Origin of the sequence: Helicobacter sp. NHP19-012 (assembly GCF_019703325.1) — a bacterium.
Taxonomy (GTDB): domain Bacteria; phylum Campylobacterota; class Campylobacteria; order Campylobacterales; family Helicobacteraceae; genus Helicobacter; species Helicobacter gastrofelis.
Window position 1 is genome coordinate 165,286 of the sequence record NZ_AP024819.1, and the last position, 25,158, is coordinate 190,443.

At 48.8% G+C, this 25,158-nt stretch carries 25 protein-coding genes, 1 tRNA gene and 1 pseudogene; 7 read left to right on the top strand and 20 right to left on the bottom strand.

Going from position 1 to position 25,158, the window contains the following annotated elements:
• Positions 1-32 precede the first annotated feature (32 nt).
• From K6J74_RS00815 to glyS, 5 genes are read right to left on the bottom strand one after another with little or no spacing between them, the layout of a single operon-like run.
• Entirely contained in the window at positions 33-323 is a 291-nt protein-coding gene (locus tag K6J74_RS00815) for a DUF3240 domain-containing protein (RefSeq protein WP_221272058.1), read from the bottom strand.
• Positions 323-3,385, bottom strand: coding sequence for an efflux RND transporter permease subunit (locus tag K6J74_RS00820; protein WP_221272535.1), 3,063 nt, complete (start codon positions 3,383-3,385; stop codon positions 323-325). The genes K6J74_RS00815 and K6J74_RS00820 overlap by 1 nt, the downstream gene beginning before the upstream one ends.
• Entirely contained in the window at positions 3,385-4,449 is a 1,065-nt protein-coding gene (locus K6J74_RS00825; protein WP_221272059.1) for an efflux RND transporter periplasmic adaptor subunit, read from the bottom strand. Before K6J74_RS00825 ends, K6J74_RS00820 begins: the two co-directional genes overlap by 1 nt.
• The gene (locus tag K6J74_RS00830; protein ID WP_221272060.1) at positions 4,446-5,705 is read right to left on the bottom strand and encodes a TolC family protein; all 1,260 of its coding nucleotides are present in this window, start codon (positions 5,703-5,705) and stop codon (positions 4,446-4,448) included. Before K6J74_RS00830 ends, K6J74_RS00825 begins: the two co-directional genes overlap by 4 nt.
• Before the next feature lie 2 nt (positions 5,706-5,707).
• The gene (glyS, locus tag K6J74_RS00835; RefSeq protein WP_221272061.1) at positions 5,708-7,768 is read right to left on the bottom strand and encodes a glycine--tRNA ligase subunit beta; all 2,061 of its coding nucleotides are present in this window, start codon (positions 7,766-7,768) and stop codon (positions 5,708-5,710) included.
• Between the two features lie 215 nt (positions 7,769-7,983).
• On the opposite strand from glyS, the gene K6J74_RS00840 reads away from it, so the two are divergent.
• Together K6J74_RS00840 and gpmI are read left to right on the top strand one after the other, a co-directional pair.
• Positions 7,984-8,625 (top strand): hypothetical protein, encoded by a 642-nt coding sequence (locus K6J74_RS00840; protein ID WP_260321616.1) that lies wholly within the window; start codon positions 7,984-7,986, stop codon positions 8,623-8,625.
• Positions 8,626-8,759: 134 nt separating this feature from the next.
• Positions 8,760-10,229, top strand: coding sequence for a 2,3-bisphosphoglycerate-independent phosphoglycerate mutase (gpmI, locus tag K6J74_RS00845; protein ID WP_221272062.1), 1,470 nt, complete (start codon positions 8,760-8,762; stop codon positions 10,227-10,229).
• On the opposite strand, the gene K6J74_RS00850 is transcribed toward gpmI, so the two are convergent.
• The 4 genes and pseudogenes from K6J74_RS00850 to K6J74_RS00865 all read right to left on the bottom strand — a co-directional run bounded on the left by K6J74_RS00850 (position 10,221) and on the right by K6J74_RS00865 (position 13,801).
• Positions 10,221-11,159: a 5-oxoprolinase subunit C family protein gene (locus tag K6J74_RS00850; protein WP_221272063.1), complete on the bottom strand. Its 939-nt coding sequence runs from the start codon at positions 11,157-11,159 to the stop codon at positions 10,221-10,223. The genes gpmI and K6J74_RS00850 overlap by 9 nt on opposite strands.
• A complete protein-coding gene (gene pxpB / locus K6J74_RS00855; RefSeq protein WP_221272064.1) occupies positions 11,152-11,859 on the bottom strand; it encodes a 5-oxoprolinase subunit PxpB in 708 nt (235 codons plus the stop codon). Before pxpB ends, K6J74_RS00850 begins: the two co-directional genes overlap by 8 nt.
• 1 nt (position 11,860) lies before the next feature.
• A complete protein-coding gene (locus K6J74_RS00860; protein ID WP_221272065.1) occupies positions 11,861-12,997 on the bottom strand; it encodes an NRAMP family divalent metal transporter in 1,137 nt (378 codons plus the stop codon).
• Between the two features lie 25 nt (positions 12,998-13,022).
• Positions 13,023-13,801: pseudogene (locus tag K6J74_RS00865) on the bottom strand (LamB/YcsF family protein).
• A gap of 37 nt (positions 13,802-13,838) precedes the next feature.
• Here K6J74_RS00865 and K6J74_RS00870 point away from each other — a divergent pair.
• From K6J74_RS00870 to K6J74_RS00880, 4 genes are all read left to right on the top strand, one after another.
• The gene (locus K6J74_RS00870; RefSeq protein WP_221272066.1) at positions 13,839-14,714 is read left to right on the top strand and encodes a class 1 fructose-bisphosphatase; all 876 of its coding nucleotides are present in this window, start codon (positions 13,839-13,841) and stop codon (positions 14,712-14,714) included.
• Positions 14,690-14,872 (top strand): hypothetical protein, encoded by a 183-nt coding sequence (locus K6J74_RS00875; RefSeq protein ID WP_015107440.1) that lies wholly within the window; start codon positions 14,690-14,692, stop codon positions 14,870-14,872. Before K6J74_RS00870 ends, K6J74_RS00875 begins: the two co-directional genes overlap by 25 nt.
• A 238-nt stretch (positions 14,873-15,110) precedes the next feature.
• A complete protein-coding gene (locus tag K6J74_RS08315) occupies positions 15,111-15,245 on the top strand; it encodes a hypothetical protein (RefSeq protein ID WP_260321617.1) in 135 nt (44 codons plus the stop codon).
• A gap of 151 nt (positions 15,246-15,396) precedes the next feature.
• On the top strand, positions 15,397-15,603 hold the full coding sequence (locus K6J74_RS00880) for a hypothetical protein (RefSeq protein ID WP_221272067.1): 207 nt from the start codon (positions 15,397-15,399) through the stop codon (positions 15,601-15,603).
• Between the two features lie 97 nt (positions 15,604-15,700).
• Here the strand turns inward: K6J74_RS00880 and K6J74_RS00885 are convergent.
• The 9 genes from K6J74_RS00885 to modA all read right to left on the bottom strand — a co-directional run bounded on the left by K6J74_RS00885 (position 15,701) and on the right by modA (position 22,559).
• Positions 15,701-15,778: transfer RNA gene (locus K6J74_RS00885), tRNA-Pro, on the bottom strand.
• Between the two features lie 33 nt (positions 15,779-15,811).
• A complete protein-coding gene (gene dxr, locus K6J74_RS00890; protein WP_221272068.1) occupies positions 15,812-16,909 on the bottom strand; it encodes a 1-deoxy-D-xylulose-5-phosphate reductoisomerase in 1,098 nt (365 codons plus the stop codon).
• Positions 16,906-17,697, bottom strand: coding sequence for a phosphatidate cytidylyltransferase (locus K6J74_RS00895; protein WP_221272069.1), 792 nt, complete (start codon positions 17,695-17,697; stop codon positions 16,906-16,908). Before K6J74_RS00895 ends, dxr begins: the two co-directional genes overlap by 4 nt.
• A 148-nt stretch (positions 17,698-17,845) precedes the next feature.
• Positions 17,846-18,016 carry a hypothetical protein gene (locus K6J74_RS00900; protein ID WP_221272070.1) on the bottom strand — a complete coding sequence of 57 codons (171 nt, stop codon included), beginning with the start codon at positions 18,014-18,016 and terminating at the stop codon, positions 17,846-17,848.
• A gap of 66 nt (positions 18,017-18,082) precedes the next feature.
• On the bottom strand, positions 18,083-19,801 hold the full coding sequence (locus K6J74_RS00905; protein WP_221272071.1) for an OmpP1/FadL family transporter: 1,719 nt from the start codon (positions 19,799-19,801) through the stop codon (positions 18,083-18,085).
• A 9-nt stretch (positions 19,802-19,810) separates the two neighbouring features.
• Positions 19,811-20,434, bottom strand: a complete 624-nt coding sequence (locus K6J74_RS00910; RefSeq protein WP_260321618.1) for an HP0838 family lipoprotein — start codon at positions 20,432-20,434, stop codon at positions 19,811-19,813.
• A 16-nt stretch (positions 20,435-20,450) separates the two neighbouring features.
• Positions 20,451-21,122, bottom strand: coding sequence for an LPP20 family lipoprotein (locus K6J74_RS00915; protein WP_221272072.1), 672 nt, complete (start codon positions 21,120-21,122; stop codon positions 20,451-20,453).
• A gap of 47 nt (positions 21,123-21,169) precedes the next feature.
• The gene (gene modB, locus K6J74_RS00920; RefSeq protein ID WP_221272073.1) at positions 21,170-21,847 is read right to left on the bottom strand and encodes a molybdate ABC transporter permease subunit; all 678 of its coding nucleotides are present in this window, start codon (positions 21,845-21,847) and stop codon (positions 21,170-21,172) included.
• Positions 21,837-22,559, bottom strand: coding sequence for a molybdate ABC transporter substrate-binding protein (gene modA / locus K6J74_RS00925; RefSeq protein WP_221272074.1), 723 nt, complete (start codon positions 22,557-22,559; stop codon positions 21,837-21,839). Before modA ends, modB begins: the two co-directional genes overlap by 11 nt.
• 99 nt (positions 22,560-22,658) lie before the next feature.
• Between modA and K6J74_RS00930 the strand changes: the two genes are divergently transcribed.
• Positions 22,659-23,690, top strand: coding sequence for a bifunctional 3,4-dihydroxy-2-butanone 4-phosphate synthase/GTP cyclohydrolase II (locus K6J74_RS00930; RefSeq protein ID WP_221272075.1), 1,032 nt, complete (start codon positions 22,659-22,661; stop codon positions 23,688-23,690).
• Here the strand turns inward: K6J74_RS00930 and cmoA are convergent.
• Together cmoA and K6J74_RS00940 are read right to left on the bottom strand one after the other, a co-directional pair.
• Entirely contained in the window at positions 23,687-24,385 is a 699-nt protein-coding gene (cmoA, locus tag K6J74_RS00935; RefSeq protein WP_221272076.1) for a carboxy-S-adenosyl-L-methionine synthase CmoA, read from the bottom strand. The two genes, K6J74_RS00930 and cmoA, sit on opposite strands and share 4 nt — an antisense overlap.
• Positions 24,382-25,158, bottom strand: coding sequence for a thiazole synthase (locus K6J74_RS00940; protein WP_221272077.1), 777 nt, complete (start codon positions 25,156-25,158; stop codon positions 24,382-24,384). Before K6J74_RS00940 ends, cmoA begins: the two co-directional genes overlap by 4 nt.

The following is a 25,158-nucleotide window of genomic DNA, read 5'->3' on the forward strand; positions in this document are numbered from 1 at the left end:
CATCCTTTCAAAAATGCCTATTCTAGCATGTTCTAAGCTAGGGGTGTGGAGATTGCCCCAAGGGGGATTAAATACAAAGTCGCCTCTTTACTCAAGGCTTGCATTTGCCTAGCTAACATGTCCGCCCGCTCCTCTTCTAAATAGAGCTTAAAGAGCCCATAGTCCTTGCGTCCGCTCACCTGCTCCTTCTCGCTTTTTAACAGCGTAGAAGTGGCGTAGGCAAAACACTCCCCAAAGTAAAAATCCTCATGCCCGTGGGCGAACAAGTGATCCACGATCATATCCTTGATCGCCAAGTCCGCATAAATCTCCACTAAAACCATCACACCACTTTTAATTTTTTCGCTAAAAGCATGAACATCGGGGGCAAGAGCAGGAGCGTTAAAATGCTCGAAGTGGCAAGTCCGCCTAAAACCACGATCGCTAAGGGCTTTTGCACTTCTGAGCCCACGCCATGGGAGAGCAACAAGGGGATTAAGCCTAGCCCGGCAATGCACGCGGTCATTAACACGGGGCGCAAACGCCTTTTAGCCCCCTCAAACACAACCTCTTCTATGCTCTTACCTTGCCTTAGTAGCTCTCTAAAATAGCCTACCATCACCACACCATTTAACACTGCAATCCCAAAGAGCGCGATGAAACCCACGCTGGCAGGCACTGAGATGTATTCATGGCTGGCAAAAAGGGCAATAAGTCCGCCTGTGATCGCAAAGGGGACATTTAATAAAATGAGTAGCGATAAAGGCACGCTTTTAAAGGTGAAAAATAAAATAAAGAAAATCACTAAAATGCTTAAGGGGATCACGGTGGCTAGGCGTTTGTTTGCCCGCTCTTGGTTTTCAAACTGCCCGCCGTAGGTGATGTAGTAGTTTGGGGGCAGTTGCACCTTTTCAGCGATCTTTTGGCGCGCCTCTTGCACGAAACCGCCCAAGTCCCGCCCCACGACATTGCTTCGAACCACGCTCACCCTCTTGCTGTTTTCGCGCACAATCGCCACGGGACCATCAACTTCTGTAATGTTCGCAATAGAAGTGATCGGCACGGCAAAACCTCTATTAGAAGTCATCTCAAGGCTTTTTAATAAAGTGGCATTCGAGGCGATGTCCTTGTTTTGGCGGATGATGACCGGGGTGCGTGAAATGCCCGTGGGGATGTACTCCACAACGATGCCCTCTAGGGCGGATTTCAAAAACTTAGCAAACTCATCGCTAGTGATACCTACATTTGCCATAGAGTCCCTATCTGGCGTGACATACAGATAATTCACACCCTTATTTAGGGTTGTAAACACCTCGTCCGAGCCCTTGATGCCTTTAATCACCTCCACAATCTGGGCACTCAAGTCATTGAGCTTTTCGATGTCGTCGCCAAAGACTTTAATCGCCAAGTCCCCTCTAACGCCGGTGAGCATTTCAGACACGCGCATTTCAATGGGCTGGGTGAAAGCGAAGTTGATCCCCTTGTAATCCTGCAAGCTTGCCAAAATCTTGTCTAGCAACTCTTGCTTGGTCTTCACGCTCCATTGCTCTTTGGGGAGGTAGGAGATGAACATGTCGGTGTGATTAAGCCCGTCTAAGTCCAGTCCTAGCTCGTCTGAGCCCGTGCGTGCCACGATCATTTTCACCTCTTTGACCTTGTCTTTAATGGTCTTTTCAATGCGTAAAACCAAATCCTTAGATTGGTCGAGTGAGATGGAGGGCACCGTGTGCACACTTAAAACACTACTGCCCTCATCTAAGTTTGGCATAAAGGTCTTGCCTACAAAGGGGAAAAGAGACAGACTAGATACTAAAAAAATAAGCGCCCCGATGAGCATGGTTTTGGGATTTTTGAGGGCAAATTGCAAAGTGGGCGTGTAAAGCCAATAAAAAAAGCGCGTGAGTGGGGTTTCTTTGTGCGCCTGCACTTTAAGCACCATAGAGCTAATCACCGGAACCACAGTGATGGCTAAAACCAAAGTCCCCAAGAGCGCAAACACAATGCTAGTGGCTAGGGGCACAAACATTTTGCCCTCAATGCCCTCTAAGGACATGATGGGCACGAAAAACACAATAATGATGATGACCCCGCTCACCACGGACACGGCAATCTCTTTAGAGGAGCGGTAAATGGTGTGGAGTTTCGTGGTGCTGGTGTGGGTGCTTAATTTTTCAAAGGCGTTTTCCACCACCACCACCGCCGAGTCGATGAGCATGCCTATGGCGATGATGAGCCCACCCAAACTCATTAAATTTAAGGTCATGTGGTTGAGCTTGATGAGAATGAACGCCACACTTAAACTCAAGGGCAAGATCACACCCACAGCGATGCTCGCGCGGAAATTACCCAAGAATAAAAATAGCGTGATGATGATGAGTACAATGGCTTCAATCAAGGTTTTTGTAACGGTGCTGATGGCTTTTTTTGTAAATTCGGATCTGTCGTAAAAGATGTGCGTGTGCACGCCGGCGGGCAGTAAGGGCTTGATCTCCTTGTCTAGTTTGGCACGCACGGCTTTAATGATGGTGCTGGAGTTTGCCCCTTTGAGCGAAAGCACGAGCCCCTCTGTGGTTTCACCGATCCCGTTTTTCGTGACAAAGCCCAGTCTTGTGCGTGAGGATACAATGACTTTAGCAAAATCCCTAATGTGTAAAAAGCCCTTTTTGGTGGAGATGGTGATGTCGCCAATCTCCTCAGGGGTTAGGGCGATGGTTTGGATTTTAACCAAGTAGGTTTCACCATCGCGATCGACCCGCCCCGCTCCGCTGTTGCTTAAATTCGCCTCTAGGGTGTGCTCTAAATCGCTGATAGAAATGCCCAGCCTTGCCATGTCGTCGAAGTCGGGTACCACCACAAAAGCACGGCTAAACCCCCCGATGGAATTGACATCGGCAATCCCGGGGATCGTGCGCAGCATGGGCTTGATGAGAAAGTCTAATAACTGCCTTTTGTCAATGTCGTCCAAATTGCCATCGATCGTAAACATTAAGATGTCAGATAGGGGGGTTACAATGGGCTCCATCCCCCCTTCTAAATCGGGGGGCAAGTCGGGCAACACTAAGGAAAGTTTTTCATTCACAATGTTACGGGCTAAATAAATGTCCATGTTGTCGTCAAAGTCGATCGTGATGTCGCACACGGAATACTTAGAAGTGCTCCTTAAGGACTTCTCCCCCTTTAACCCTAGCAACTCTAACTCCAAAGGGCGGACGACATTGTTTTCCATCTCTTCGGGCGAACTGCCCGGCAGTTTTAACACGATCTTTACCTGCGTAGGAGACATGTCGGGAAAGGCATCTATGGGGGTGGTAAAAAAGCTGTAAAGCCCAAAGAGCAAGAGCAAAAAGGCACAAATGAGCACAACCACACGCTGTCTTAGGGCAAATTCAATGAGAGAGGCTAGCATCAATCGTCGTCCCCTAAGTTATTGACAATGCCCTTTAAGCTCACCAAAGCCCCCGTGGCGACTTTGGCATGCGGGTTGATGTTTTTACTGCTGATGACAAAGACATGGTTGCGCTCTTCAATGACCCGCACTGCAGTGGGCATGAAACCCTTTTTTGTGCGCACGAAAATCAAATAATCTTGGTCGTTTTTAATGACGGCACTGGAGGGGATAAAAAGCGAATTTTTGGGTTTTGCCCCCTCAATGTAGACATCGGTCGTCTCGCCCACATGGAAATTGCCTGCCTCGATGCGGGCGGTGGCCAAAATGGTGTTGGAGCTTTTGTCTAGCACAACGGATATGCTTTGGATTTTACCAATGGCGTTGCCCATTTGGTCGAACACCTGCGACCCGCGCTTGATGTAGCGCGACAAGCTCACGGGGAGTTTTATGCGGGCGATGAGGTCGTTATTCTCTGAAATGCGGATGTAGGTCGTGAAAGGCAGTATCTTTTCGCCTAAGACTTTGGGGGCGATGGAGAGAATTCCGCTGTTGCGGGCGATGATTCGAAACCCATACAGCCCTAAAGGGTCTTTAGGATCGATGCCAAAATTGGCAAAGGTCGTTTCGAGTTGGCGCACCTTAAGGCTCATCTCTTCGCTGATTAAAAAGCTGTTTTGGTATTCCCTCTTGGCGATCACACCCTGCTTGTAAAGTTCGTGGTCTTTAGTGCTGACATCTAAAGCGACCTTTAATTTGTTTTGGTTGTTTTGCAACTCAAAGTAAAGGTTGCTCAAATCAATGGAGCTGATCTCGCAGATGAGATCGCCCCTATGCACGAACTCGCCCTCGTTTTTGTAAATCGCCACGACTGTGGCGTTGAAGCTTAGGCTTTGGATCACGGTGTGTTTGAGGTTGAGGTTATTAAAATCGATGGCGGCACTGAAGGGCAGACCGCGTGTGGCAAATTTTTGATCCAAAGACACCACCTTAAGCCCCAAACTTTCAATTTGTTTGGGAGTTAGTGCAATCTCTTCATAAGCCTGCAACGCACAAAAGCACAAAAGAAAAATGAAAGCTTTCAATACACATTCCCTATGCGTGTGAGGGTTTGGCCCAAAGTTTCCTCCAAAAGAGCGGTGATATTGACATATTCAATCCGCGCCTCAGCTAGAGCAATCAGTGCGTCCATGTAGGCATTTTGGTAAAAAAGATATTCAAAGAGCCCGATTTTTTGCGCCTCGTAGGCAACCCGTCCCATTTCCATGAGTTTTGCCTTATTGTCGATCGCATCGATTTGGATTTTAATGTAGCGTTCTTTGGTTTGTAATTGGTCTAAATAGGCGTTGACGTTGATGTGGATGTTGCGCTTCATCACTTCGTTTTGCGCCCGTGCGCCGTTTTCCAACGCCATAAACTTGCGCTTCAAATGGATATTTTTGGGCGTTATGGGTAGGGGGATGTAAAATTCCATCGACAAATTGGTGGCTGAGTTATAGCTTTCTGTCCCCAAACCAAATTCAAAATTATGAAAAACATCCCGATTAGCTAAATTCGCATTGACACGGTAGTCCTTGGCGGTCAGATCCAACACTTGCACATATAAAGAGTGCTGTAAAACCCTTTCTAGCGCCTGTTCGCCCAAATGCACATACTCAAACTTCAACTCAGGGATTTTAATTTGGTGCTCTTGATCCACAAAGCTAGAAAAACGGGCGTTCTGCCCGATCGGATCGACGATGGCAAGCATGGTGTTTAAGGTGCGCTCTTGGTTAATGATGAGTGTTTCCATATTGATTTTAGCGAGTTTGGACTCCAAATAAGAGTTTTTAAAGTTGATGTAGTCTTTTTTAGACATGCTCCCCGCGGCGACTTTTGCTTTTGCCGCATCGAGTTGGGAGTGGAAGATTTGTTCGCGTCTAGCGTAAATGTTGTGTTTTTCGATGTTTAAAATGTAGTTAAGATACAGCCTTTTTGCCCCAATGAAAGCTAAATTACGGCTGAGTTCATAGCTCTTGCGGTATTGCACATTCTTAATGGATAAACTGCGCGCTAAGAGACGGCTAACCCACGGCAACTTTGGCGTGATCATTAAAACCGTGCGGGGTTGGGCTTCTGCAATACCTTGGTAGTTGCGCACCATAGAGGTTTCATTGGAGATGTAAGGAAAGTCCCACGCATTGGTGGATTTTTGCTCTTCTAAGAGGCTGATAAAAGTTGCCTTTTTTTGGATGAGCTCCATAGAGTTGCGCTCCACCCGCTTAAAAAACTCGGCTAAAGTGAAACTGCGCCCACTTAAAGCTGCGAGCCACAACCCCCACAACAACAAAGCTAAGCGCATGCCTACAATTCTTTGGCTTCCGCAATGCCTAAAAATGCCCGATAAATCGCCCCTAGTAGGCTTTTGCGGTTGTTCTGCACAGCCAAATCGGGGTCATTGACAAGCACATTGTCAAAAAACACTTCCAAAGGCTCTTTAAGCGCAAACAGGGCGTGTAGTTGCTCTAAATAATCCTTGAACTTTCTAGCTTGCAAAGCATAAAAAGCGTTGTAAAGGGCGTGTTCGCTAGGGTCTTTAAAGAGTTTTGGGCTGGGCTCTAAATCTGGCTTATAATTTTGTGTGATGTTTGCCACCCTTTTAAACACCGCCACAAATTCCCTAGTTTGCGTAGTTTCTAAGAAAGTGGCTAAAGCTTGAACCTTTTGGGCGATTTGGCAGACTTCATAAGCCCCTTGGCTTTGGGCGATGCCTGAGAGCACGGCCTTATAAATATTTAGGCTATAACCGGGGATGTTCTCTAAAATGTGGCTTAGGCGTTCTAGCGCAAAATCCCTTAAAAGGGCGGTGTTAAAACTTTGATAATTTTTAGCCAGCTCTTGGGTGTCTATTTGCAAATCAAGAGGCAAATTGAAATGCAAACAAATGCGTAAAATGCCATTGCACGCGCGGCGCAAGGCAAAGGGGTCTTTAGAGCCTGTGGGGATTTTCCCCACGCTAAAAAGGGCTAAGAGGCTATCGAATTTGTGGCTTAAAGACACCAACGCCCCCAAAAGACTAGAGGGCAAGGGGGCGTTTTCGGCACTTGGGAGGTATTGCTCTTTTAGGGCGGTGCAAACGCTCTCTTTGTAGCCCTTGGCTTTGGCGTAATAGCCCCCCATGATCCCTTGTAATTCGGGAAATTCATAGACCACTTCGCTAAGCAGGTCGAGCTTAGACAAACTCAAGGCTTCTTTTAAGTCTTCTTGTAAATTTGGGGCGTATTTTTGTGCGAGGGCTTGCCCGATCGTTTGCTCCCTTTGGACTTTGCTAGCGAGTGTGCCTAGCCCTTGCACAAAGGCGATTTGTTCTAAGCCTGTATTTTGCGGTCTAAAGGGGCTTTTCAAGTCGTTTTCATAAAAAAACATGGCATCGCTAAGGCGTGCTTTTAGCACCTTTTCATTGCCCGCCACAATGTCTTTAAAGTCGGTAGGGTTGTCTAAGGGCGTGTTGCCGACTACAATAAAGCCCGCGTGCAAAACCCCCTCTTTAAAAATGGCAAAGTAGCGTTGGTGCTCTTGCATGGAGGTGGTGGTGATTTCAGGGGGTAGGCTTAAAAATGTGGGGTCAAATTTGCCATAAAGGGCGGTGGGGTAGCTTGTGATCGCCACGACTTCGGCGAGCAAATCGCTATCCACTTGCACCTTAAACCCATGCTCTTGTTCTAGGGCGTGGATTTCGTTTAAGATTTTCACTTCTCGAGCTTTGGGGTCTAAAATGACTTTACCTTGTTCTAAGGTGTCAAAATAAGCGTCTATGTTAGGGGTTTTGTGCCAGCCAAAGCCTTTGGAGAAGTGCAATTTTGTGGCGCGCTTTGTGGTGCATAAAAAGGTTTCTTGGCAAAGGGGCAAGGGGACTTCATCACTGCCAAAAAGCACGCAAATATTATGCACGGGGCGGATAAAGCGGGCTTTGACCTCCCCCCACGCCATGCTTTTGCCAAAGTCTAGGGCTTGCAAGAAGTTTAAAATGAGGCTGTCTAGGAGGGGAGTTGTGGGCTTGGGCGCAATTTGCATGCAAGCGTATAAAACTTCTTTATTATTTTTTGTGGCTGTTTGCCACATACGAGGCACTTCCAAGTTCAATTTTGTGTAAAAGCCTTGCCCTATGGCGTTTAGGGCATTGTCTGTTACACCCACAGCCACAGGCGGACCGAAAAACTCTTGTGTGCTTGTGGGCGTGTGGGTGGGGAAATTTGGGGCATGCAACACAAGCCTTGTGGGGGTGTAGTGCAACCTGGTATCGGTGCTTAAGTCGTGTGCGCTTAAAAGGGTTTGCCATTTGTCTAGCATGTGGGGGAATTCTTGCAAAAGGGGCTTAGCGGGCAACTCTTCTAACAAGATTTCAACAAGGAGGGCTTGGTCCAAGTAGACTCCTATGTGAAAGGTGGTTTTTATGGTGTTCAAGGGTTACTTCTGCTACAATTATAGCAAAATCACAATGAAAAACTCTTAAGAGGTTTGTTATGCAATGCGTGTGCCGAGCGGTTTTAAAAAGGGTCCGTTTTTTTTCGTTAGCCTTGTTAGCTTGTCTTTTTTTGCCTAACGCCCTGATCGCAGATCAGGTAAAAAAGAAGGTGTCTTTGGCTGAGTGTGTGGATCCGCATAAATTTAGCCTTGCGCAAAAACGCATTTTGGTGTATGCCTACCGCTACGGTTTTAAAGATAATTTGGGCTACGAGTTAGCCGCCATTGCGTGGAAAGAGTCTTGCGCGGGCATGTATCGGGTGGATTTTAGCGACCCGAGTGCAGGCATTTACCATGCCTATATTCCCGATGTGCTTAAGCTTTACAACGAGCGCGACACCCGTTTTATGCAAAGCGTGTATGGGGATTTGCTCATTAAAGATAAAAACTTCGCCTCTAGAGTTGCCCTAGACACCTTGATTAGTTGGAAGCGCATCCATAAGGGGGATTTAAAGGACATGATCAAGTCCTACTACAAGGGTTTACGCTGGCAAAAAAACGAACGCATTGACCAAATTGCCGATGAGTATTACCAAGACATCGTCGCCAAAATCAAAACCTTGCAAGGCATGATGCCCACCTTAGAAGAGAGCGTGGATGAAACCCGAGCTGCACCTCTACAAACCACCGAGTATACAAAATATGCACATGCGAGCAAGGAGGTGGCGCAAATGCAACCCGAACCCCAAATCGCTCCCACCCCAAAGCCCCACCACACCCCAAAAAGCACTACAACCCCCACCCCCACCACAAGCTAAAACCAACCACCAGAGCGCACCAGAGCGCACCTAAATACACCGAACCTAGGGATAAAACCCACACGGGCAAAACGCCTAAAAACAGCAAGGATGCCAATAAAATCATCTTGATGCAAGAATCGCCGGTGTTTTAAATGCAAAAGACCCTCCTAATCATCACGGATGGGATCGGGCACAACCCCAACCCTGAAGGCAACGCCTTTATGGCGGCCAAAAAGCCCACCTACGATTGGCTCTTTGAGCATGTTCCCCATAGCCTGCTCAAAACGCATGGCCTCAGTGTAGGGCTACCCGAAGGGCAAATGGGCAACTCGGAGGTGGGGCACATGTGCATGGGGGCGGGGCGGGTGCTCTACCAGGACTTGGTGCGCATTTCTAAGGCATTTGCAGCAGGGGACATTGAGGACAACCCCGCCTTAAAGAGCGTAACTGATCACGCCAAAGTGGTGCATGTTGTTGGATTGATGAGTGATGGGGGGGTGCATGCGCACATCCAGCACTTCACCAGCATGGCCTTGCTCTTAGAAAGACTTGGTAAAAAAGTGTGGTTGCATCTCATCACCGATGGGCGCGACACTCTGCCCCAAAGCGCATTGGGCTATTTAGAACACATCACTTCCATTTGTAGCGAAAACATCCGCATCGCTAGCCTATCGGGGCGTTTCTTTGCTATGGATCGCGACAAACGCTACGAGCGGCTGCTAAAGGCTTATAACTGCATCGTGCACGCCGCCAATAAAACAGACTTTGGTCCCGATCGCTACATTAAAGAAATGTATTTTCGAGGGATCACTGACGAATTCATCGAGCCGGCTAGCTTTGCCACCTACACGGGCATGTTTGATGGCGAGGGGGTGGTTTGCATTAACTTTAGAAGCGATCGCATGCGCCAATTAGCCCAAGCTTTGGGGGGGAGTGAGGAACTAGAGGGCTTTAAAGCCCCTCCAGAGCTTTACATCGCCACAATGACAAGCTACAGCCCCGACTTTACCTACCCCGTGCTCTTTGAAAAACCCAACATCACCCACACTTTAGCCCAAGTGGTGGCAGATGCGGGGCTAAGCCAAGCGCACATTGCCGAAACCGAGAAATACGCCCATGTGAGCTTTTTTATCAATGGTGGGGTGGAAGAGCCTTTTAAAAACGAAGAGCGGATTTTGATCGAAAGCCCCAAGGTTAAAACCTACGACCTCTGTCCTGAGATGAGTGCCTTTGGCGTGGCTAATGCCGTCTGCGAACACATGCAAAAGGGCAAGGATTTAATCATCGTCAATTTTGCCAATGGGGACATGGTGGGGCACACGGGCAATTTTAAAGCGGCGGTGGCGGCAGTGGCGGCGGTGGATAAGGCACTAGGGCAAATTGTGCAACTGGCCAAGGAGTTAGATTACGCCCTAGTGCTCACCAGCGACCATGGCAACTGCGAACACATGCAAGAAGGCGAGCAGGTACTCACCAACCACACCACCTATGAGGTCTATTGTTTTGTGATGGGGCATGGGGTCAAACGCCTGAAAAACGGTGGCTTAAACAATGTCGCCGCCAGCGTGTTAAAACTCATGGACTTAGAAATCCCTAGTAGCATGGACCCCGCTTTATTTTAAAAGCTCTTGCACCCTAGCAAGGTTTTCATAAAAGGCCTTGTATCTCTCTTGCGCCTGCTCTAATTTGATGGGGATGAAATGCACCTTGTGCCCGGGCAGCATTTGGGCGAGGGCAACCACGCTTTCTTTAAGTAGGGTGGCAATTTTTGGATAGCCCCCCAAGGTTTGCCTATCTGCCATTAAAACGATAGGCTGCCCGCTGTTTGGCACTTGCACGCTGCCCAGAACCAGGGGGTTAGACACCAGCTCTTTTAACAAACGCCGCTCGAGGGCTATTCCCTCTAAACAAATGCCCATGCGATCGGCTCTTTTTGTGATCGTGTAGGTGGAGTGGAAAAAGCGGCGCACACTCTGCAGACTAAAATAGTGCGCCTCTGTGCCTAAGAGGGCGGGCAGGCTCGTTTCTTTGGTATAAAGGGGGCGGTGCTTCTTTGGTAACAAGCGTTTTTGTTGCGGAGGGCTTGGGAGTGTAAATATCTCATCGCCCCTTTGCAGCGTGCGCCCCAAAAAGCCCCCGATTTTCGCGCGTATGTAAGTTGCTCTGCTACCCTGCACTAGGGGCACTTGCACCCCCCCGCTCAAAGCCAAATACGCCCTAGCCCCACTCACAAGCTGGCCAAATTCTAAAATATCGCCTGCTTGCACGGCATAAGACTCCCAATTAGAAATCTGCGCCCCATTGAGTTTAGGACTTAAATTTGCCCCAGTAAGGGCAATTTGCATGGGCTTTAAAAACTCTAGGGTGTCGCCCGTGTAGGTCATTTCTAAAAGGGCTTGCTCTTTGGCATTGCCCACTAACCAATTTGCCACACATGCGCTAAAGGGATCCATCGCCCCGCTTATAGGGATACCTAGTGCAAGATAGCCCACCCGCCCCAAGTCTTGGATAGTGGTGCTTAGCCCCGCTTTTAACACCCGCACACTAGGCATGCAGGCTATCCTTTGGCACAAGGGTGCGCTTTAGGGTGTGTGGGCTATTTTGAAACTCTTTGAGACTAATGGGCTTGTAGCGGACATAATCGCCGGCAAAAATAGAGACGGGGGGTTCGTTGTTGGGCTGATAAAGACTGATGGGGGTTTTAGCGAGGATATGCCAGCCGGCCGGGCTAGCGATGGGGTAAATGCCCGTTTGTTCGTTGGCAATGCCAATGGAGCCCGCAGCCACTTCTAATCTAGGCGTGGCAAGGCGGGGCAGTTTGAGCGCAGGGTCTAGCCCACCCAAATAAACAAAGCCGGGCAAAAAACCCAAACAATACACCAAGTAATCCCGCCCGCTGTGCCTTTCTATCACCTGCGCCACGCTTAAACCCGTTTGTTCTGCCACGCTTTGTAAATCCAGCCCTAGCTCATAGCAGGCGGGCACTTCCACCAAATACACCTCTTGCTCCTCTTGTGTAGAGAGCTCTAGGCTCAAGGCTTGCACCTGCTCCACCAAGTGGGTATAAGAGCAAATGAAGGGGTCATACACCACAAGCAACGAGGCATAGGCGGGCACAATCTCTAGCACCCCTTGTAACCTTTGCACCTTTAATTTTTCACACAACAAGCGCACCTTGGCATTGAGGCTAGGTTCAATCAGATCGCCCAAGGTGATCAACAAAGCATCCTCAGCGCAGGGTTTAAACTCCACTTTAAGCCCCAAAGAGTTTGAAGAGCGGTTTTAAAGAGAGCAGCCCCCAATAGCCACTAAAGCCCACCACCACCCAGCCCAGCACGTTTAAGATGGGGGGGTGCTTGTAAGTGCCCACGATTTTAGGGCTCTTGGCGGCGATGAGCATGAGGGCTAGAGTTAGGGGCAAAATCAGCCCATTGAGTGCCCCAGCGGCGATTAGGAGCGTGGCGGGTTTGCCTATGCCCAAAAAGATGAGAGCCGACACACCGATAAAGCCCACCACCCAAGTGTTCTCCTGCCGCCTCACCCAGCTTAAGTTCTTTAAAAACGACACACTCGTGTAAGCCGCGCCCACAATGGAGGTGAGGCTTGCGGCTAAAAACACCACGCCAAAAACCACCCGTCCCCACCCCCCAAAGGACTCAAAGGCACTAAGAGCGGGATTGGCAGGATTTAGCACTACTCCCCTCTCAACCACCCCTAAAATCACCAAGAACAACAGCCCCCTCACTAAAGTTGCCACAAAGATGCCTAAATAGGCGGCTAAATCCACTTCTTTTAAGTGATGAGCACCACAAACCCCAGCATCCAAAAGCCGATGCCCGCCCGAGAAAATGATGTACCCCCCCACGGTGCCCCCGATTAAAGTCAACACCGCCACCATAGAAAAGTGGCTCGGGTGTAGGCTCTCTTTCAAGACTTGCGCCAGGGGGGCTTTGGCATGCAGGGCGACAAAAACCATCAGTGCCACCATCAACACCCCTAAAATTTGCGTCATTTTATCCATGAAAAGCATCGCCCGCTTGAAGAGAAACACAAAAATGGCTAAACACGCCCCAAGCCCAGCCCCACTTTTTAAATTCAGTCCGACCAATACCTGCAAGCCCAACGCCACCCCGCCCACATTGCCAATGTTAAAAACCAACCCCCCTAGACAAATTAAAAAGGCTAAAAATGCTCCAAGCCCGGGCACTAGGGTGCTGGCAATCTCTTGCCCCCTTTGATTGGCTACTGCAAGCACCCGCCACACATTGAGCTGGGCGATCAAAGAGGCTAGGGTGGCGATGAGGATCGCGCAGGCAAAAGCACTTTTGAGCTCCTGGGTAAATTGCGCGCTTTGGGTAAGAAAGCCCGGGCCCACCGCTGAGGTCGCCATTAAAAAAGCTGCTCCGAGTAAGTGGCTAATGCGTCCCCCTTATGAACTCTCCTAGAGGTTTGATGGCTACCCCGTTTTTTAGCAAAACTTCTCTGATTTGCATGGCTAGCCACACCGCTTGGGGATTGTCACCATGTACGCAAATGGAGTCAGCCACGATGTCTATGCTCTTGCCGCTGATGGTTTGCACCTTGCGCTCTTTTGCCATGCAAACCACGCGCATTAGGGCTTCGTTTAAATCACTGACAAAGGCTTTTGGGTGGTCTCTTGGCACCAGCCGCCCATCGTCTAAGTAGTGCCTGTCGGCAAAGACTTCTTCAGCGATTTTTAAACCCATGTCCTGCCCCAACTTTGCCATAGGGCTAAGGCTGGGCGCGAGCACAATTAAATGGGGGTCAAAGTCTCTGATCCCCTTAAGCACCTCCAAAGCGAGTTTGAGATCATAGGCGGCTTGGTTATAAAAACTCCCGTGCAATTTGACATGTTGCAAGGGGGTTTTCTGTGCTTTGGCAAAGGCAAAGAGTGCGCCCACTTGATAGAGGGTATAAACCCTAGCTTCTTTAGGACTGATATTCAAATGGCGCCGCCCAAAGCCTAGTAAGTCAGGATAACCGGGTGTGCGCCCAGCCCTAGGTTTGATTTTTGAGCAAGACCCACCATTTCTTGCATGATCAACGGGTCGCTCGCATGCCAGCCACAAGCCAAATTTACGCTGCTGACAAACTCCATGATGGCGGTGTCATCGCCCAAGCGGTACACCCCAAAGCCCTCGCCCATGTCGCTGTTTAAATCCACGCAATCCATGTTAGAATGATAACACGAAATTCTAAAGGACAAGAAAATGCTAACCCCGATTGTGCAGGCTCTGCAAGCCCTCGCCCCCAAAGTGTATCAAGCCATCAAGCAGGGCGACACCCACTACACCGCGCATAAAAACCCCACAGCAGATTTACAACTCGCCGTGGATGTGGCGGTGGATCAACTCATTTTTGATGCCCTGATGCAAGTGCCAAGCATAGGGGGCGTGATGAGTGAGGAGAGGCAAGAGGCGCAGTATAAAGAGCAGGGAGATTTTTTAATCGCCTTTGATCCGCTCGATGGCTCTAGCGTGGTGGGGGCAAATTTTCTAGTGGGGAGCATTTTTGGGGTGTATGCCCGCCCTGCTTTGGGTTTTGCTGAGCCAAATATGGCACACCATATTCAAATGGGGGCGTATATTCTATATGGAGCGAAGTTAGAGTTGGTGGTGGCAAGCACACAGGGTGTGGTGCATGAGGTTTTTGATGAAGGTAGCCACGCGTGGCATAGCAAGAAATGCTTTGAGTTGAAAGACAAGGGCAAGAACATTGCCCCAGGGGGCAGCTGGCAGCACTTTAGCCCTGATTATGTGGAATTTTTAATGTCGTTTTTCAAGCAGGGCTACCGCCTGCGCTACAGCGGGAGCATGGTCGCCGATGTCCATCACTTACTCAGCAAAGAGGGGGGGCTCTTTTGCTACCCCGCCACCCAAGATGCCCCCTTAGGCAAGTTGCGTAAACTCTTTGAGGTCTATCCTTTAGCCTTTGTGGTTGAAAAGGCGGGGGGCCTTAGCTTTGATGGCGTGCAAAATATCTTAAACACCCCCTTAAACAGTCTGCACGACAAAAGCCCGTGTTTTCTAGGCTCAAAAGAGGAAATGGAGGCACTAAAGCAGTGGATGCGTTTGAACAAAAACTAGATGAATTGAAACAAAAGGTGCAGGCTTGCCAAGAGCGCAAGGGTGTAGGCTCTTGTCTGCGTTGCAGCTTGACTTTAGAGTGTGCGGATAGAAAAGCTTATGTTGCCAGCGTGTATGCAAGCATGAACAAAGGCCAGCAGGGTAATTTTGATTTTTAGTTAAAGGATTTTTGATGTTTATGAAGAGGTTCGGGCTTGGTATGGGGTGTTGTGTGCTTTGGCTAGCGTGGCGTTGGCTAAGAGAAATGGCGTGTATGTGTCGGGCGGTTTGCAATACACCTTAGTAAAAACCACCATTTCTGGGAGGTGTATGCCAATGAGGCGTGGCCTTTTGCCTTGAGCGGTTACACCTCGGGGATGAGCAATATGCATGCTTTAGCCTCAATGCGGGCTATAAGTGGGGGCAGATTACCTTTTTAACTTCATTGACAAATACAAAATGCAGGTGGGCTTTTTAGGGGTTGGTGCTTGCGGGCAGTTCGTGGAGCAACTCGTAGGCTTCCTATGTCAAAAACCTAATGCCCCGGAGTAAACGAGAACTCCAAGCCAATGTGGAAGGATTCATAAAAAACATATCGGTATAAAAAGTTGCCACACTTATAATTTGCTAACTAGTCAAATGGTAGGGCTTTGGCTAAAAGCGTGCTATAATGGCGGGTTTAAAATTGATAAAGGAAAAGATCATGAAAAAACATATTTTGTATGCTACCTTTTGCACCGCTCTTTTAATGACAGCTTGCACAAGCCAAAGCACCCCCACCAAAAGCGCAGCACCTAGCAAATCTACCACAGCGAAAAAAGCCCCTACACAAAGTGCACAGCAAGGTGCACAGCAAGACCAAGACGATGACATCAACTACGAAAGACCTCTCATTAGAGGGAAAAAGTAAGGCAATGCAAGCCGGGTTAAAGGCATTATAAACCTTACAAACTGATACATATAAAGAATAGCTAAAAAACATCTTAAACGGGTCTATGAAGGAAAAATGGTCGGAGTAGCGGGATTCAAACCCACGACCTCACCCACCCCAAGGGTGCGCGCTAATCAGACTGCGCCATACTCCGTAAAGGGCTAATTCTATCCAAACAAGATTAACTTTAACTTAAGTTTCGTACAAAGTTTCGCACTTGCAAATCCAAAGATTTGATTTGCTCTAAACTCTCTAAGGGGGGTAGATTGTCTTTAAAGTGCTCTAAACTTTGTGCTACCAATGTCCTCATTTTTCCAAAAGAAATGCCCCCCGTTTTAAAGGCTTTTAGAGCTTCTTCATTGCTGGCATTCAGCACAACACCTAGTTTTGGCTGTTGTAATAACAAATTTTTAAAGCCCCAAAGGGGATACCTGATCAAATCGATGGGTTCAAAGTTTAGCGAAGTGTTAAATAAATCTAAGGGTTTCATAGGGGCATTTAGAGCATTTTTGGGGCTTAAAGCATGGATAATGGGTAGGCGCATGTCTGGCTGACTAAGTTGGGCGTGCCAGCTTTGGTCTTTAAAGCGCACAAGCGCATGCACACAAGAGCTGCGCTCAATGCATGCCTCCACTTTGAGTCCTCCAAAGAGCCAATATGCTTCTAAGACCTCAAAAAGTTTATTGATCATGCTTGCAGAGTTGATTGTGATGTCTATTCCCATTTGCCAGTTGGGATGTTTAAGCACTTCGCTAAGGCTTTGGTGTGCGATTTGCTCTAGGGGAGTGTCGCGCAAAGCCCCTCCACTAGCGGTTAAAAATAAAGCATCTATGCATTCTTTTGGCGTGTTTTTAAGCAAAGAGTGGAGGGCAAAGTGTTCGCTGTCAATGGGCAAAATTTGTGCGTCCTTTAAGAGCCACCCACCCACTACCAACGATTCTTTATTGGCTAAAGCTAAAGTTTTACCTGCCCTCACAGCGCATAGACTAGGCTCAAGCCCCCCAAAGCCTACAAGAGCATTCAACACGAGTTCACTTTTAGAACTCACCACCATTTGGGCAATCCCCTCTGCCCCGATAAAGACTTCTGTGCCCGTGGGGGCTTTTAGGTGAGGGTAGTCTTTTTCATCTAAGATAGCGATTTTTTTGGGCTTATGTGTAGCGATTTGGGCATTTAATAATTCCACATTGCGCCCCGCACTTAACGCCTCTATGGGCAAGTTAAAAAATTGCGCCACTTCTAGAGCTTGTCGCCCTACTGAGCCTGTGCTACCTAAAATGATCATAAAGACACTTCTAGGGTTGCCTTGGTGCGCAGCAAAAAGTGCAAACTCACAGCAGCAAAAAACATGGCATCCAAGCGGTCCAACACCCCCCCATGCCCGGGTAAAATATTCCCGCTGTCTTTGATGTTGGCTCGCCTTTTTAAGGAGCTTTCATATAGGTCGCCCCAAATCGCACTGATTGCCATGATGGCACTTGCAACAAAAGCGTAGAGAAAACCCATATACTTTAGCCCCACCAGTCCCCCCACCACACTAGCCAACATGAACCCAATGAACGCCCCCTCAAAAGTCTTTTTAGGAGAAGAGGGGCTTAGGGGGGTATTGCCAAAAAGCCGGCCGCCAAAATACGCCCCTACATCGGTTGATACCACCACCACCACGAGCCACACCACCGCCATTACCCCAAATCCTTTAAACAAAGCCAAAATGTAGACAAAGGGTAATGTGGGGTAAAGAAAGACTAAGGCATGGCTCACATCTAAAGCCCGATAAGCCAAATACCCGATTATGAACATGCCCACAAAGAACACGCTTTCAACGGGGGGGGTTAAATAGACTAAAAACCACACAAAAATTAAGCCTACATAGTGCCACACACTAGGCGTAGAACCATAAATTTTTTGGTAAATTTGTAGAGCCTCATGCCCCCCAATTAAATAGGCGATCCCAAGCACTGCCCAAAACACCCACATAGAGTTTAAAGAAAGCACCACAATGGCTAAAAGAAGTAAGACCGCCCCTGTGATGTAACGCGCCTTTTCCCCTAAAAATTTTGATTTAAGCTTCATGGCAATCCTTAGTACACAAAAGTAAAACCAAGACATAATCAAAAGCACCGATCAAAACCCAAAAACCCACTTTAACCATAGCTAGAAACACGACCGCTGTCGTGGTGTTGAGAGTGGTGGTAACAAGCTTAAATCGCCCACGCATCTATCACACGCCCATTAAAAACACAATGGCGGCAACAAAAGGCAACTCTGCAATGTCTAGCTTGGGCGCATTTAGACTCTGCTGTATGCTCTCCAAATGGGCAGACATCGCTAACACAAAACCACCCATAAACCCTATCCAAGGGATGTAGCGGCTGATACTCGGCTGCGACATAGCAATCCTTGAAAAATAAAATAAAATTTTCATTGTAGAGTAAAAGGACTTGTAGTTTGTTTAAAACTACCAGCGGTAGCCTAAAGATGCGGAGAAAATACGCAATTGTCCTAAATCGTTAGATTGGTAGTAGCTGTTGCGGTTGCTTTTAAAGGTGAAAGTCCCCCCCCAGCCGATGTCAAAGCCCCTAAAGTTGTATTTCGCTCCAAAGGCGATGGTGTAGCCATTGGAGTCGGGAATGCCAATCGCCTCTTGGGGGCTAGGGGCTTGGTCGTAACTAAACGCCCCCATAAGGCGCAAAGATCGCCCCATATAAGTCGCCCCTAACCTAAAGGTGTTGGTGTCGCGCCAGCCCGCCCCCATGTTCATCACCCCACTAAAATCTGCCAAGCCGACCATTTTTTTGAGGGTGGCTGAATTTAGATATTGCACGGTGCCCCCGATGCCCTGATAACTCGCATTGGCAAAGTCGGGGGTGACTAAGAATTTATTGCCCTGCGACCAAAAAGTGCGCCGATACACCCCCTCAAGGCGCAAATGGTGCTTAAAAAACTCGTGGGCGTAGGCGATGTCGATCATTTCGGGCAAGGACACATTGATGTTTAAATGCCCCCGTGTGAGCACATTCCCTAAACTTGGACCTAGCTCGGTGAGGGCGGTCAAATTCCCGTGCATGTTAAAGGTAACGCTGCTGTTATAGACCACAGAGAACATGCCATTGTCAAACACGCGCATGCTCGCCGCTGCCCTATAGCCCCCGCTCCACGCACTGCCATTGCTCTGTTGCACGACCTGAGAAGTCCCATAGAGATTAGAGTCGGCTTGTGTGAGCCCACTATCTTCCATGATTTGCTTAAGCCCATAGTAATAAGCCTCGCAGGTGGGGGAATTTTGGTTCATCTCAGCCGTGCAAGCCATAGCAGGTTGGTAGCCAATGCTAGCAAGCTTATTGCGCATGCTAGCGGGCACTTGCTGGCTAAAGACATTGTTAGGCAAACCCACAATTTGGCTACCCTTAAGCACAGATGCGCCGTGTAAGGGCACATACACAGTGTTGTTAAAACTGCCCGTGGCATAAAGCCCGCGCCCCGCCACGCCCACAGAAAAGCGGTTTTTAATGGTGTAGCTGATGCTGGGGGCAAGCTCGACCATCATGATAAAAACATCGCGCAAGAACTCTCCCCCGGGTCCGTGCCACTTCATGCCAAGCCCTGAGGGGGCGGTAAAGCTCCCCCCAAAGGTGAAACCATTGTGTGTGCGGCTTTTATAAAAAAATTTAGGCAGGATAAAATTTGTCGTGCCTGTCCAGCCGGGCACCACTTGGTTGCTTGGCATGGAAGCCACCGTATAGACTTTTTGTTTAGTGAGGTTTTCTAGATTACCGATAAATTCATTTAGGGCTTTCCAACCCCCATTGATGAGCGTGTCAGCAGCTGACTTGGCGACCCCTCCAGCCCCCAAAATGTTGATGATACCCTCATAGTTTTCCGGACCCCCCATTTTAAGGCTTGTGATGGAATATAAACCTTGGTTGCTGCTAGGCACCATAAACTTAAAAGCGGGGATATTAATGACCGTGCTGGTTACTTCAAATTCGCTACGATTCTCCCCCCAATCGTTGGCAAAGCCCATGTTTGCTGGGTTGTAATAGCTCGCGTCTGCCCCCCTAGCCCCGGCGACATACGCCGAGCCTAAAGCCGTGCCATTGAGGCTTTGTTCGGAGATTTGAAATCCATTTGCCACCAAAGACACCGGTAAAAGAGGGCATAAAAAGCGTAAACGCAAACAAGCTCCCTACTGTGGGTGGTATTGCTCGATCACCACGGCCGTGCCGGTGGTCATGTTTTGGAACAAGATTTTTCCAAAGGTGCGCTCGTAGTAGATGAGTTGCCCGTTTTCCACAAAGCGTTGGATGAGCGTGCCATTGGGGGCGATCTGCTTGCCGATGCCTTGAAAAATATCCCGCCCTAGGACTATGTCGTCAAAAAGGTCGCCATAGCTCACCTTGCCAAACATATCCCTAGCTGCGCTCCACTTCGCCGTGCAAGTGCCCGAAAAACAGATGTAGTTTTTTTTGATGACAATGTCGCCAAAACGGTGGCTGAGTTTGTAGAGCACCAACTCCAAATCCCCCTCTTTGGTGCGCCCGATTGTGCCGTAGTCATAAAAACGCAATACAGGCGTGTAGATGTAAATGAGCTTGAATTTTTCTAACTCTTGCTTGATCTTGGCTTCTTGTTCTCTTTCGCGCTGGGCATAACTCTTTTTAATGAAAAGTTTTTTATGGGGCTTATGAGGTTTATGGGACTTATGAGACCTATGGGGTTTTTTAGGTTTGGGTTGGTGGTGGCAAGCACTCACAAGAAAGCCAAGAAACCCAATGGCTAACAACCGCCCCCACAAAGCACCCCAGCGCAAAATCTAGCCCACTGCCCTATCCGCGTGCGCGGTTAAAGACATTATACCAAATGCGCCCGTCCAATTTGAGCTCCATGCTCACTTGGCAAAGCCCGTCTTTGTAGATCGTTTCGGTGATCTCGGCGTTGCGGATCAAGGCATTGACTTTTGTTTTAATCACAGAGTTTTGTAAAATCATGTCCTTGACCGTGTCGGTCGCATTCACGCGGATCCCATACATTTTTTCGCCTAGTTGGCGGTAACCATCCACAATCGCCGCCCTTTTGGCTAGAGCCAAAGCCTGAGAGGGTGAAATGGTTGATTCGGGTGCGACACCCATCCCCACTGCGCTAAGTTCGATGATATTAGTAGGGGTGAGGATCGGAGTGTTGGTGATCATGGCACTCTCACCAGCAGAAGGCGCAACGCTCTGGGAGGAATTGTCAAAGCGAGTTTCGATCTGTGGAGAAGAGGAGGCGGGTTTGGGAAAAACGGGCATGGAACGGGGGCTGCGCCCATTGTTAAAAGTCGTGGGGGGGTAAATGGGGGCTTGTAAGCCTGTGGCTGAGGGTGGGATGAGCTGCGTAACACCGGGCTTTTTAAACCAACCACACCCTACAAATCCTGCAACCAATCCAACGGATAGGCACAAAGAGGCGGCTTTCTTTAAAGCACCAACGCCGAACGCCAAATTCGCTTCTTGCTTCATCACACAAACCTTTAAATGATTTAAGCCCCCATTCTAACACAAAAACCCTAAAATTTGTAAAAAGCTTGCCAGCGTTTTTGAAGAAGGAGTGTGCCAAAAAGGAGTGTAAAGCTCAAAATGCTTAAAGTGAGGGCATACTGATTGGCTAGGGAAAAATTATTTGCTTCAGCTTGGGTGTAAATGGCGATGCTTGCCACTTTTGTTTGCCCTTCAAGCCCGCCCCCCACCATCATGACCACCCCAAACTCGCCTATGGTGTGCGCAAAAGTCATGGTGGCTGCCATGAGTAGGGCGGGCTTAATGTTGGGTAAAAGCACCCGAAAGAAAGTAAAAATTTTGCCTTTGCCCAGCGTGTAGCTGGCTTCTTTTAGCGACTTTGGCAAACCCTTTAGGGCGTTTTGGATGGGGTTTACCATAAAGGGTAAAGAGAAAATGACGCTGGCAAGCACCAAACCGCTAAAGCTAAAAACAAAACGGATGTGAAACTTTTGCAAAAACGCCCCCAGGGGGCTTGTGGGCGCAAAGAGCACCAAAAGATAAAAGCCTAGCACCGTGGGAGGCAAGACTAAAGGCATCCAAGTTAAGGTTTCCACCAAAAGTTTGAACACCCCGTCTTTAAACGCCAAATACGCCCCCAAAGCTAGCCCGATGGGGTATAAAATCAAGGTCGTGAGGCCCGCCAACTTGAAGGTGAGGGCGAGCGTGGCGATGAAATCAGTTGTCAAAGGGGGCGATCAAATAGCCATAGGCTTTTAAAAGGGCTTGCCCTTTGGCGCTTAAAATGAAACTTTCAAATTCTTTGGCTAATTTTTTGCCCCCGCCCCATTTAGTGAGCACCATTGCTTGCTCTATGGGGCTGTAATACTCTTGGGGTATGACGAAATAATGCGCCTTTTTATCCATTAAAGAGAGGGCGCTAAAGCCTAGCTGTGCGGCTTGACTAGCAACATAGGAGGTTGCCTGCCCCACGGAGTTGGCCTCGGCGATCTTAAGCTGCAAAGTGTCGGCAAGGCGCAATTTTTTCAACACTTCCATGCCTGCGCGTCCATAGGGAGCAAGGGTGGGGTTGGCGATGGCCAAATGGTCGTAAGAATCGCGCAGCGCGTCTAAGGATTTGACCGGCTTAGTTGCGCTCCAAAGCACCAAAACCCCTCTAGCATAGACTTGCACGGGGTAAGAGGTGTAGCCGCCTCGCACCAATCGTAGGGGGCGGGCTTTATCGGCACTGATGAACAAATCATAGGGCGCGCCTTGGGTGATTTGGTTAAACAACTGCCCTGAAGAACCAAAGCTGATTAAAACTTTATCCTTGGGGTGTTGCTTTAAAAACGCGGTTTTGATCGCCTTTAGGGCTTGGCTTAAATTTGCTGCCGCCGCAATCTTGATCTGTGCTCCAAAGCAAGAACACATCAACAAAGCGAAAATGAACAAACGCATATAAATCCTTTCTATGTGAAAATTATAACTCTAATTATAAGCTCATACAGACAAATATTGAGTTGTGCTACAATGCTCGATTTAGCCTAAAGGGAGTGCATGACAAATTTAGAGAGAGTGGAGCAGGCGATCAACGCCCTCAAAAATGGGGAGTTGGTGATTTTAATGGACGACGAGGATCGCGAAAACGAGGGGGATTTGGTGATGGCAGGCATTTTCACCAGCCCTGAGAAGATCAACTTCATGGCAAAATACGCCAGGGGGCTCATTTGTGTGGCCCTCACCCAAGAGATCGCGAGCAAATTTGATTTAAAACCCATGGTGAGCCACAACGATTCCAAACACGAAACGGCCTTTACGATCTCCATTGACGCAAAGGCCGCCAAAACGGGCATTTCCGCCTATGAGCGCTCACTCACCATTGAGCTACTGTGTAAAGAGCACAGCAGCCCCGCCGACTTTGTGCGCCCGGGGCATATTTTCCCCCTGATTGCCAAAGAAGAAGGGGTGTTGGTGCGCACAGGGCACACAGAGGCGAGCGTGGATCTATGCAAATTAGCGGGGCTAAAGCCAGTCAGCGTGATTTGCGAGATCATGAAAGAAGATGGCTCTATGGCAAAGAGGGGGGATAAATTCCTGCTAGACTTTGCCAAAACCCACGAGCTAAAGATTTTATATGTTTCCGATATTGTGAGTTATCGCCTGCAGAGCGAAAACTTATTAAACCTTGTGGAGGAGTCGCCCGCCTACTTGGCAGGCGTGGCTTGCAAGGGACTGGTGTTTTTAGACCATTTAAAGCGCAAACACTTTGTCTACCAATTTGGCAACCTAAGCGATGCCCCTTTGGTGCGTTTCCACATCATTAGGAGCGATCGCGAGCTCTTGAGCCATGCAGCAAACTACGGCTTTTTTATGCGGGTGGTGGAGCGGCTGCAGCTTGAGGGTGGGGTGCTGATCTTCATTGACCCGCAGGCTAAAGTGCACGACACGCTGAAAAACTTTGGCATCGGGGCACTGGTGCTAAAGAGCCTTGGCATCAAATGCTTTAGGCTTCTTACCACGCAAGATCGCCCCGAGTACACCGCTCTAAAGGGCTTTGATTTGGATTTATTAGAGGCGATTTGCCCCTAAGTTTTGCGTGCATAAAGCAGCCCAAAATTCACCCACTTAAACAGCACTTCCACATGCTTAAAGCCCGCTTGCTCCATGAGGGCCATGTTCTCTTGCAAGCTGTAGGGCACAAGGACATTTTCTAAGGCTTCTCGTTTAAAGCTGATTTCATTCAGGCTATAACCTTGCGCTTGCTTGTAAAGGTAGTAGAGTTCGACCATTTGCTTATCTAAAATGCGATCCAAGCTCATCATTTTTTCCGCCACAAGGAGCACCCCCCCGGGTCTTAGAGCGGTAAAAATGCGCTCGATCAAGGCTTGGCGTTGCAAGGGACGGACAAATTGCAAGGTGTAGAGCAAGACGATAGCCCCCGCGTTCTCTAAGGGGGTGTTTAAGAGATCTTCACAGCGAAAGGTGATATTGGGGGCCTTTAATTTTTCTCTTGCCTTTTCTAGCATGCTGGGCGCATTGTCTACGCCCACTAAGGAGGTGTCAGCGGGCAGTAGGGGCGCAAGCGTGGCTAAAAAATTGCCCGTAGAACAACCCAAATCATAAACCACGCCCACCAAATCCTGCGCCACAAAGTGGCTGGCAAGTTTCAAGGTTTCTTGGTAGTGGGGGATGCTTCTAGTGAGCATGTCATCAAACATGCCCGCCACTTGGCTATCAAACTCAAAGCGTTTAGGCAGGGGGGCACAAAAAAGGGTGTCTTTCAAAGTTGGGCGAGCCCAAAGACGGGAGAGCTAGGACTGGCATAGGCTTTTTTAGGGATTCGTCCGGCTAGATAGCTTTGGCGCCCGGCTAAAACGGCGTGCTTCATGCTCTTTGCCATTAAAACAGGGTCTTTGGCTAGAGCGATGGCAGAGTTGGTTAAAACCCCATCCGCGCCTAGCTCCATCGCAATGCTTGCGTCCGAGGCACAGCCCACGCCCGCATCCACAATCACAGGCACACTCACCGCTTCCTTGATGAAACCGATGTTGTAGCGATTTTGTATCCCAAGCCCGCTGCCAATGGGTGAGGCTAAAGGCATCACGGCACTCGCGCCCGCATCTTCTAGCTTTTTAGCCATGACGGGGTCGTCATTGCTGTAGGCAAGCACACAAAAGCCGTCTTTGGCAAGGATTTTACACGCCTCTAGAGTCTCTAGAGTGTCGGGATAGAGCGTGCGCTGATCGCCGATGATTTCAAGCTTAATAAAATCAATCCCCGTTGCTTCTTTAACAAGCCTAAAAAGCGCAATGGCTTCTTTGGCGTTGACACAGCCGGCGGAGTTGGGTAAAAAGCTGATGTGCGTGTCTTTAAAGGTGTCTAGCAGGTTTTCGCTATTGGGGTCGGTGATGTTTACCCTTCTCACCGCCACGGTGAGCATGTCCGCCCCGCTAGCTAAGGTCGCTTCTTTGGTGGTGGCAAAGTCTTTATACTTGCCGCTGCCTACAATGAGGCGGGAGGCAAAGGTCTTAGAGCCGATGATGAGGGGGTCTTGCAC

What these genes read in the sequence shown, in the direction of transcription:
- K6J74_RS00860 (WP_221272065.1), bottom strand. Translation starts at nt 12,997, where the DNA reads ATGGCGACCTCAGCGGTGGGCCCGGGCTTTCTTACCCAAAGCGCGCAA.
- gpmI (WP_221272062.1), top strand. Translation starts at nt 8,760, where the DNA reads ATGCAAAAGACCCTCCTAATCATCACGGATGGGATCGGGCACAACCCC.
- K6J74_RS00900 (WP_221272070.1), bottom strand. Translation starts at nt 18,016, where the DNA reads ATGTCGCAGCCGAGTATCAGCCGCTACATCCCTTGGATAGGGTTTATG.
- modA (WP_221272074.1), bottom strand. Translation starts at nt 22,559, where the DNA reads ATGCGTTTGTTCATTTTCGCTTTGTTGATGTGTTCTTGCTTTGGAGCA.
- K6J74_RS00830 (WP_221272060.1), bottom strand. Translation starts at nt 5,705, where the DNA reads ATGCGCTTAGCTTTGTTGTTGTGGGGGTTGTGGCTCGCAGCTTTAAGT.
- K6J74_RS00820 (WP_221272535.1), bottom strand. Translation starts at nt 3,385, where the DNA reads ATGCTAGCCTCTCTCATTGAATTTGCCCTAAGACAGCGTGTGGTTGTG.
- K6J74_RS00930 (WP_221272075.1), top strand. Translation starts at nt 22,659, where the DNA reads ATGACAAATTTAGAGAGAGTGGAGCAGGCGATCAACGCCCTCAAAAAT.
- K6J74_RS00850 (WP_221272063.1), bottom strand. Translation starts at nt 11,159, where the DNA reads ATGCCTAGTGTGCGGGTGTTAAAAGCGGGGCTAAGCACCACTATCCAA.
- K6J74_RS00895 (WP_221272069.1), bottom strand. Translation starts at nt 17,697, where the DNA reads ATGAAGCTTAAATCAAAATTTTTAGGGGAAAAGGCGCGTTACATCACA.
- K6J74_RS00915 (WP_221272072.1), bottom strand. Translation starts at nt 21,122, where the DNA reads ATGAAGCAAGAAGCGAATTTGGCGTTCGGCGTTGGTGCTTTAAAGAAA.
- K6J74_RS00815 (WP_221272058.1), bottom strand. Translation starts at nt 323, where the DNA reads ATGGTTTTAGTGGAGATTTATGCGGACTTGGCGATCAAGGATATGATC.
- dxr (WP_221272068.1), bottom strand. Translation starts at nt 16,909, where the DNA reads ATGATCATTTTAGGTAGCACAGGCTCAGTAGGGCGACAAGCTCTAGAA.
- K6J74_RS00880 (WP_221272067.1), top strand. Translation starts at nt 15,397, where the DNA reads ATGAAAAAACATATTTTGTATGCTACCTTTTGCACCGCTCTTTTAATG.
- K6J74_RS00870 (WP_221272066.1), top strand. Translation starts at nt 13,839, where the DNA reads ATGCTAACCCCGATTGTGCAGGCTCTGCAAGCCCTCGCCCCCAAAGTG.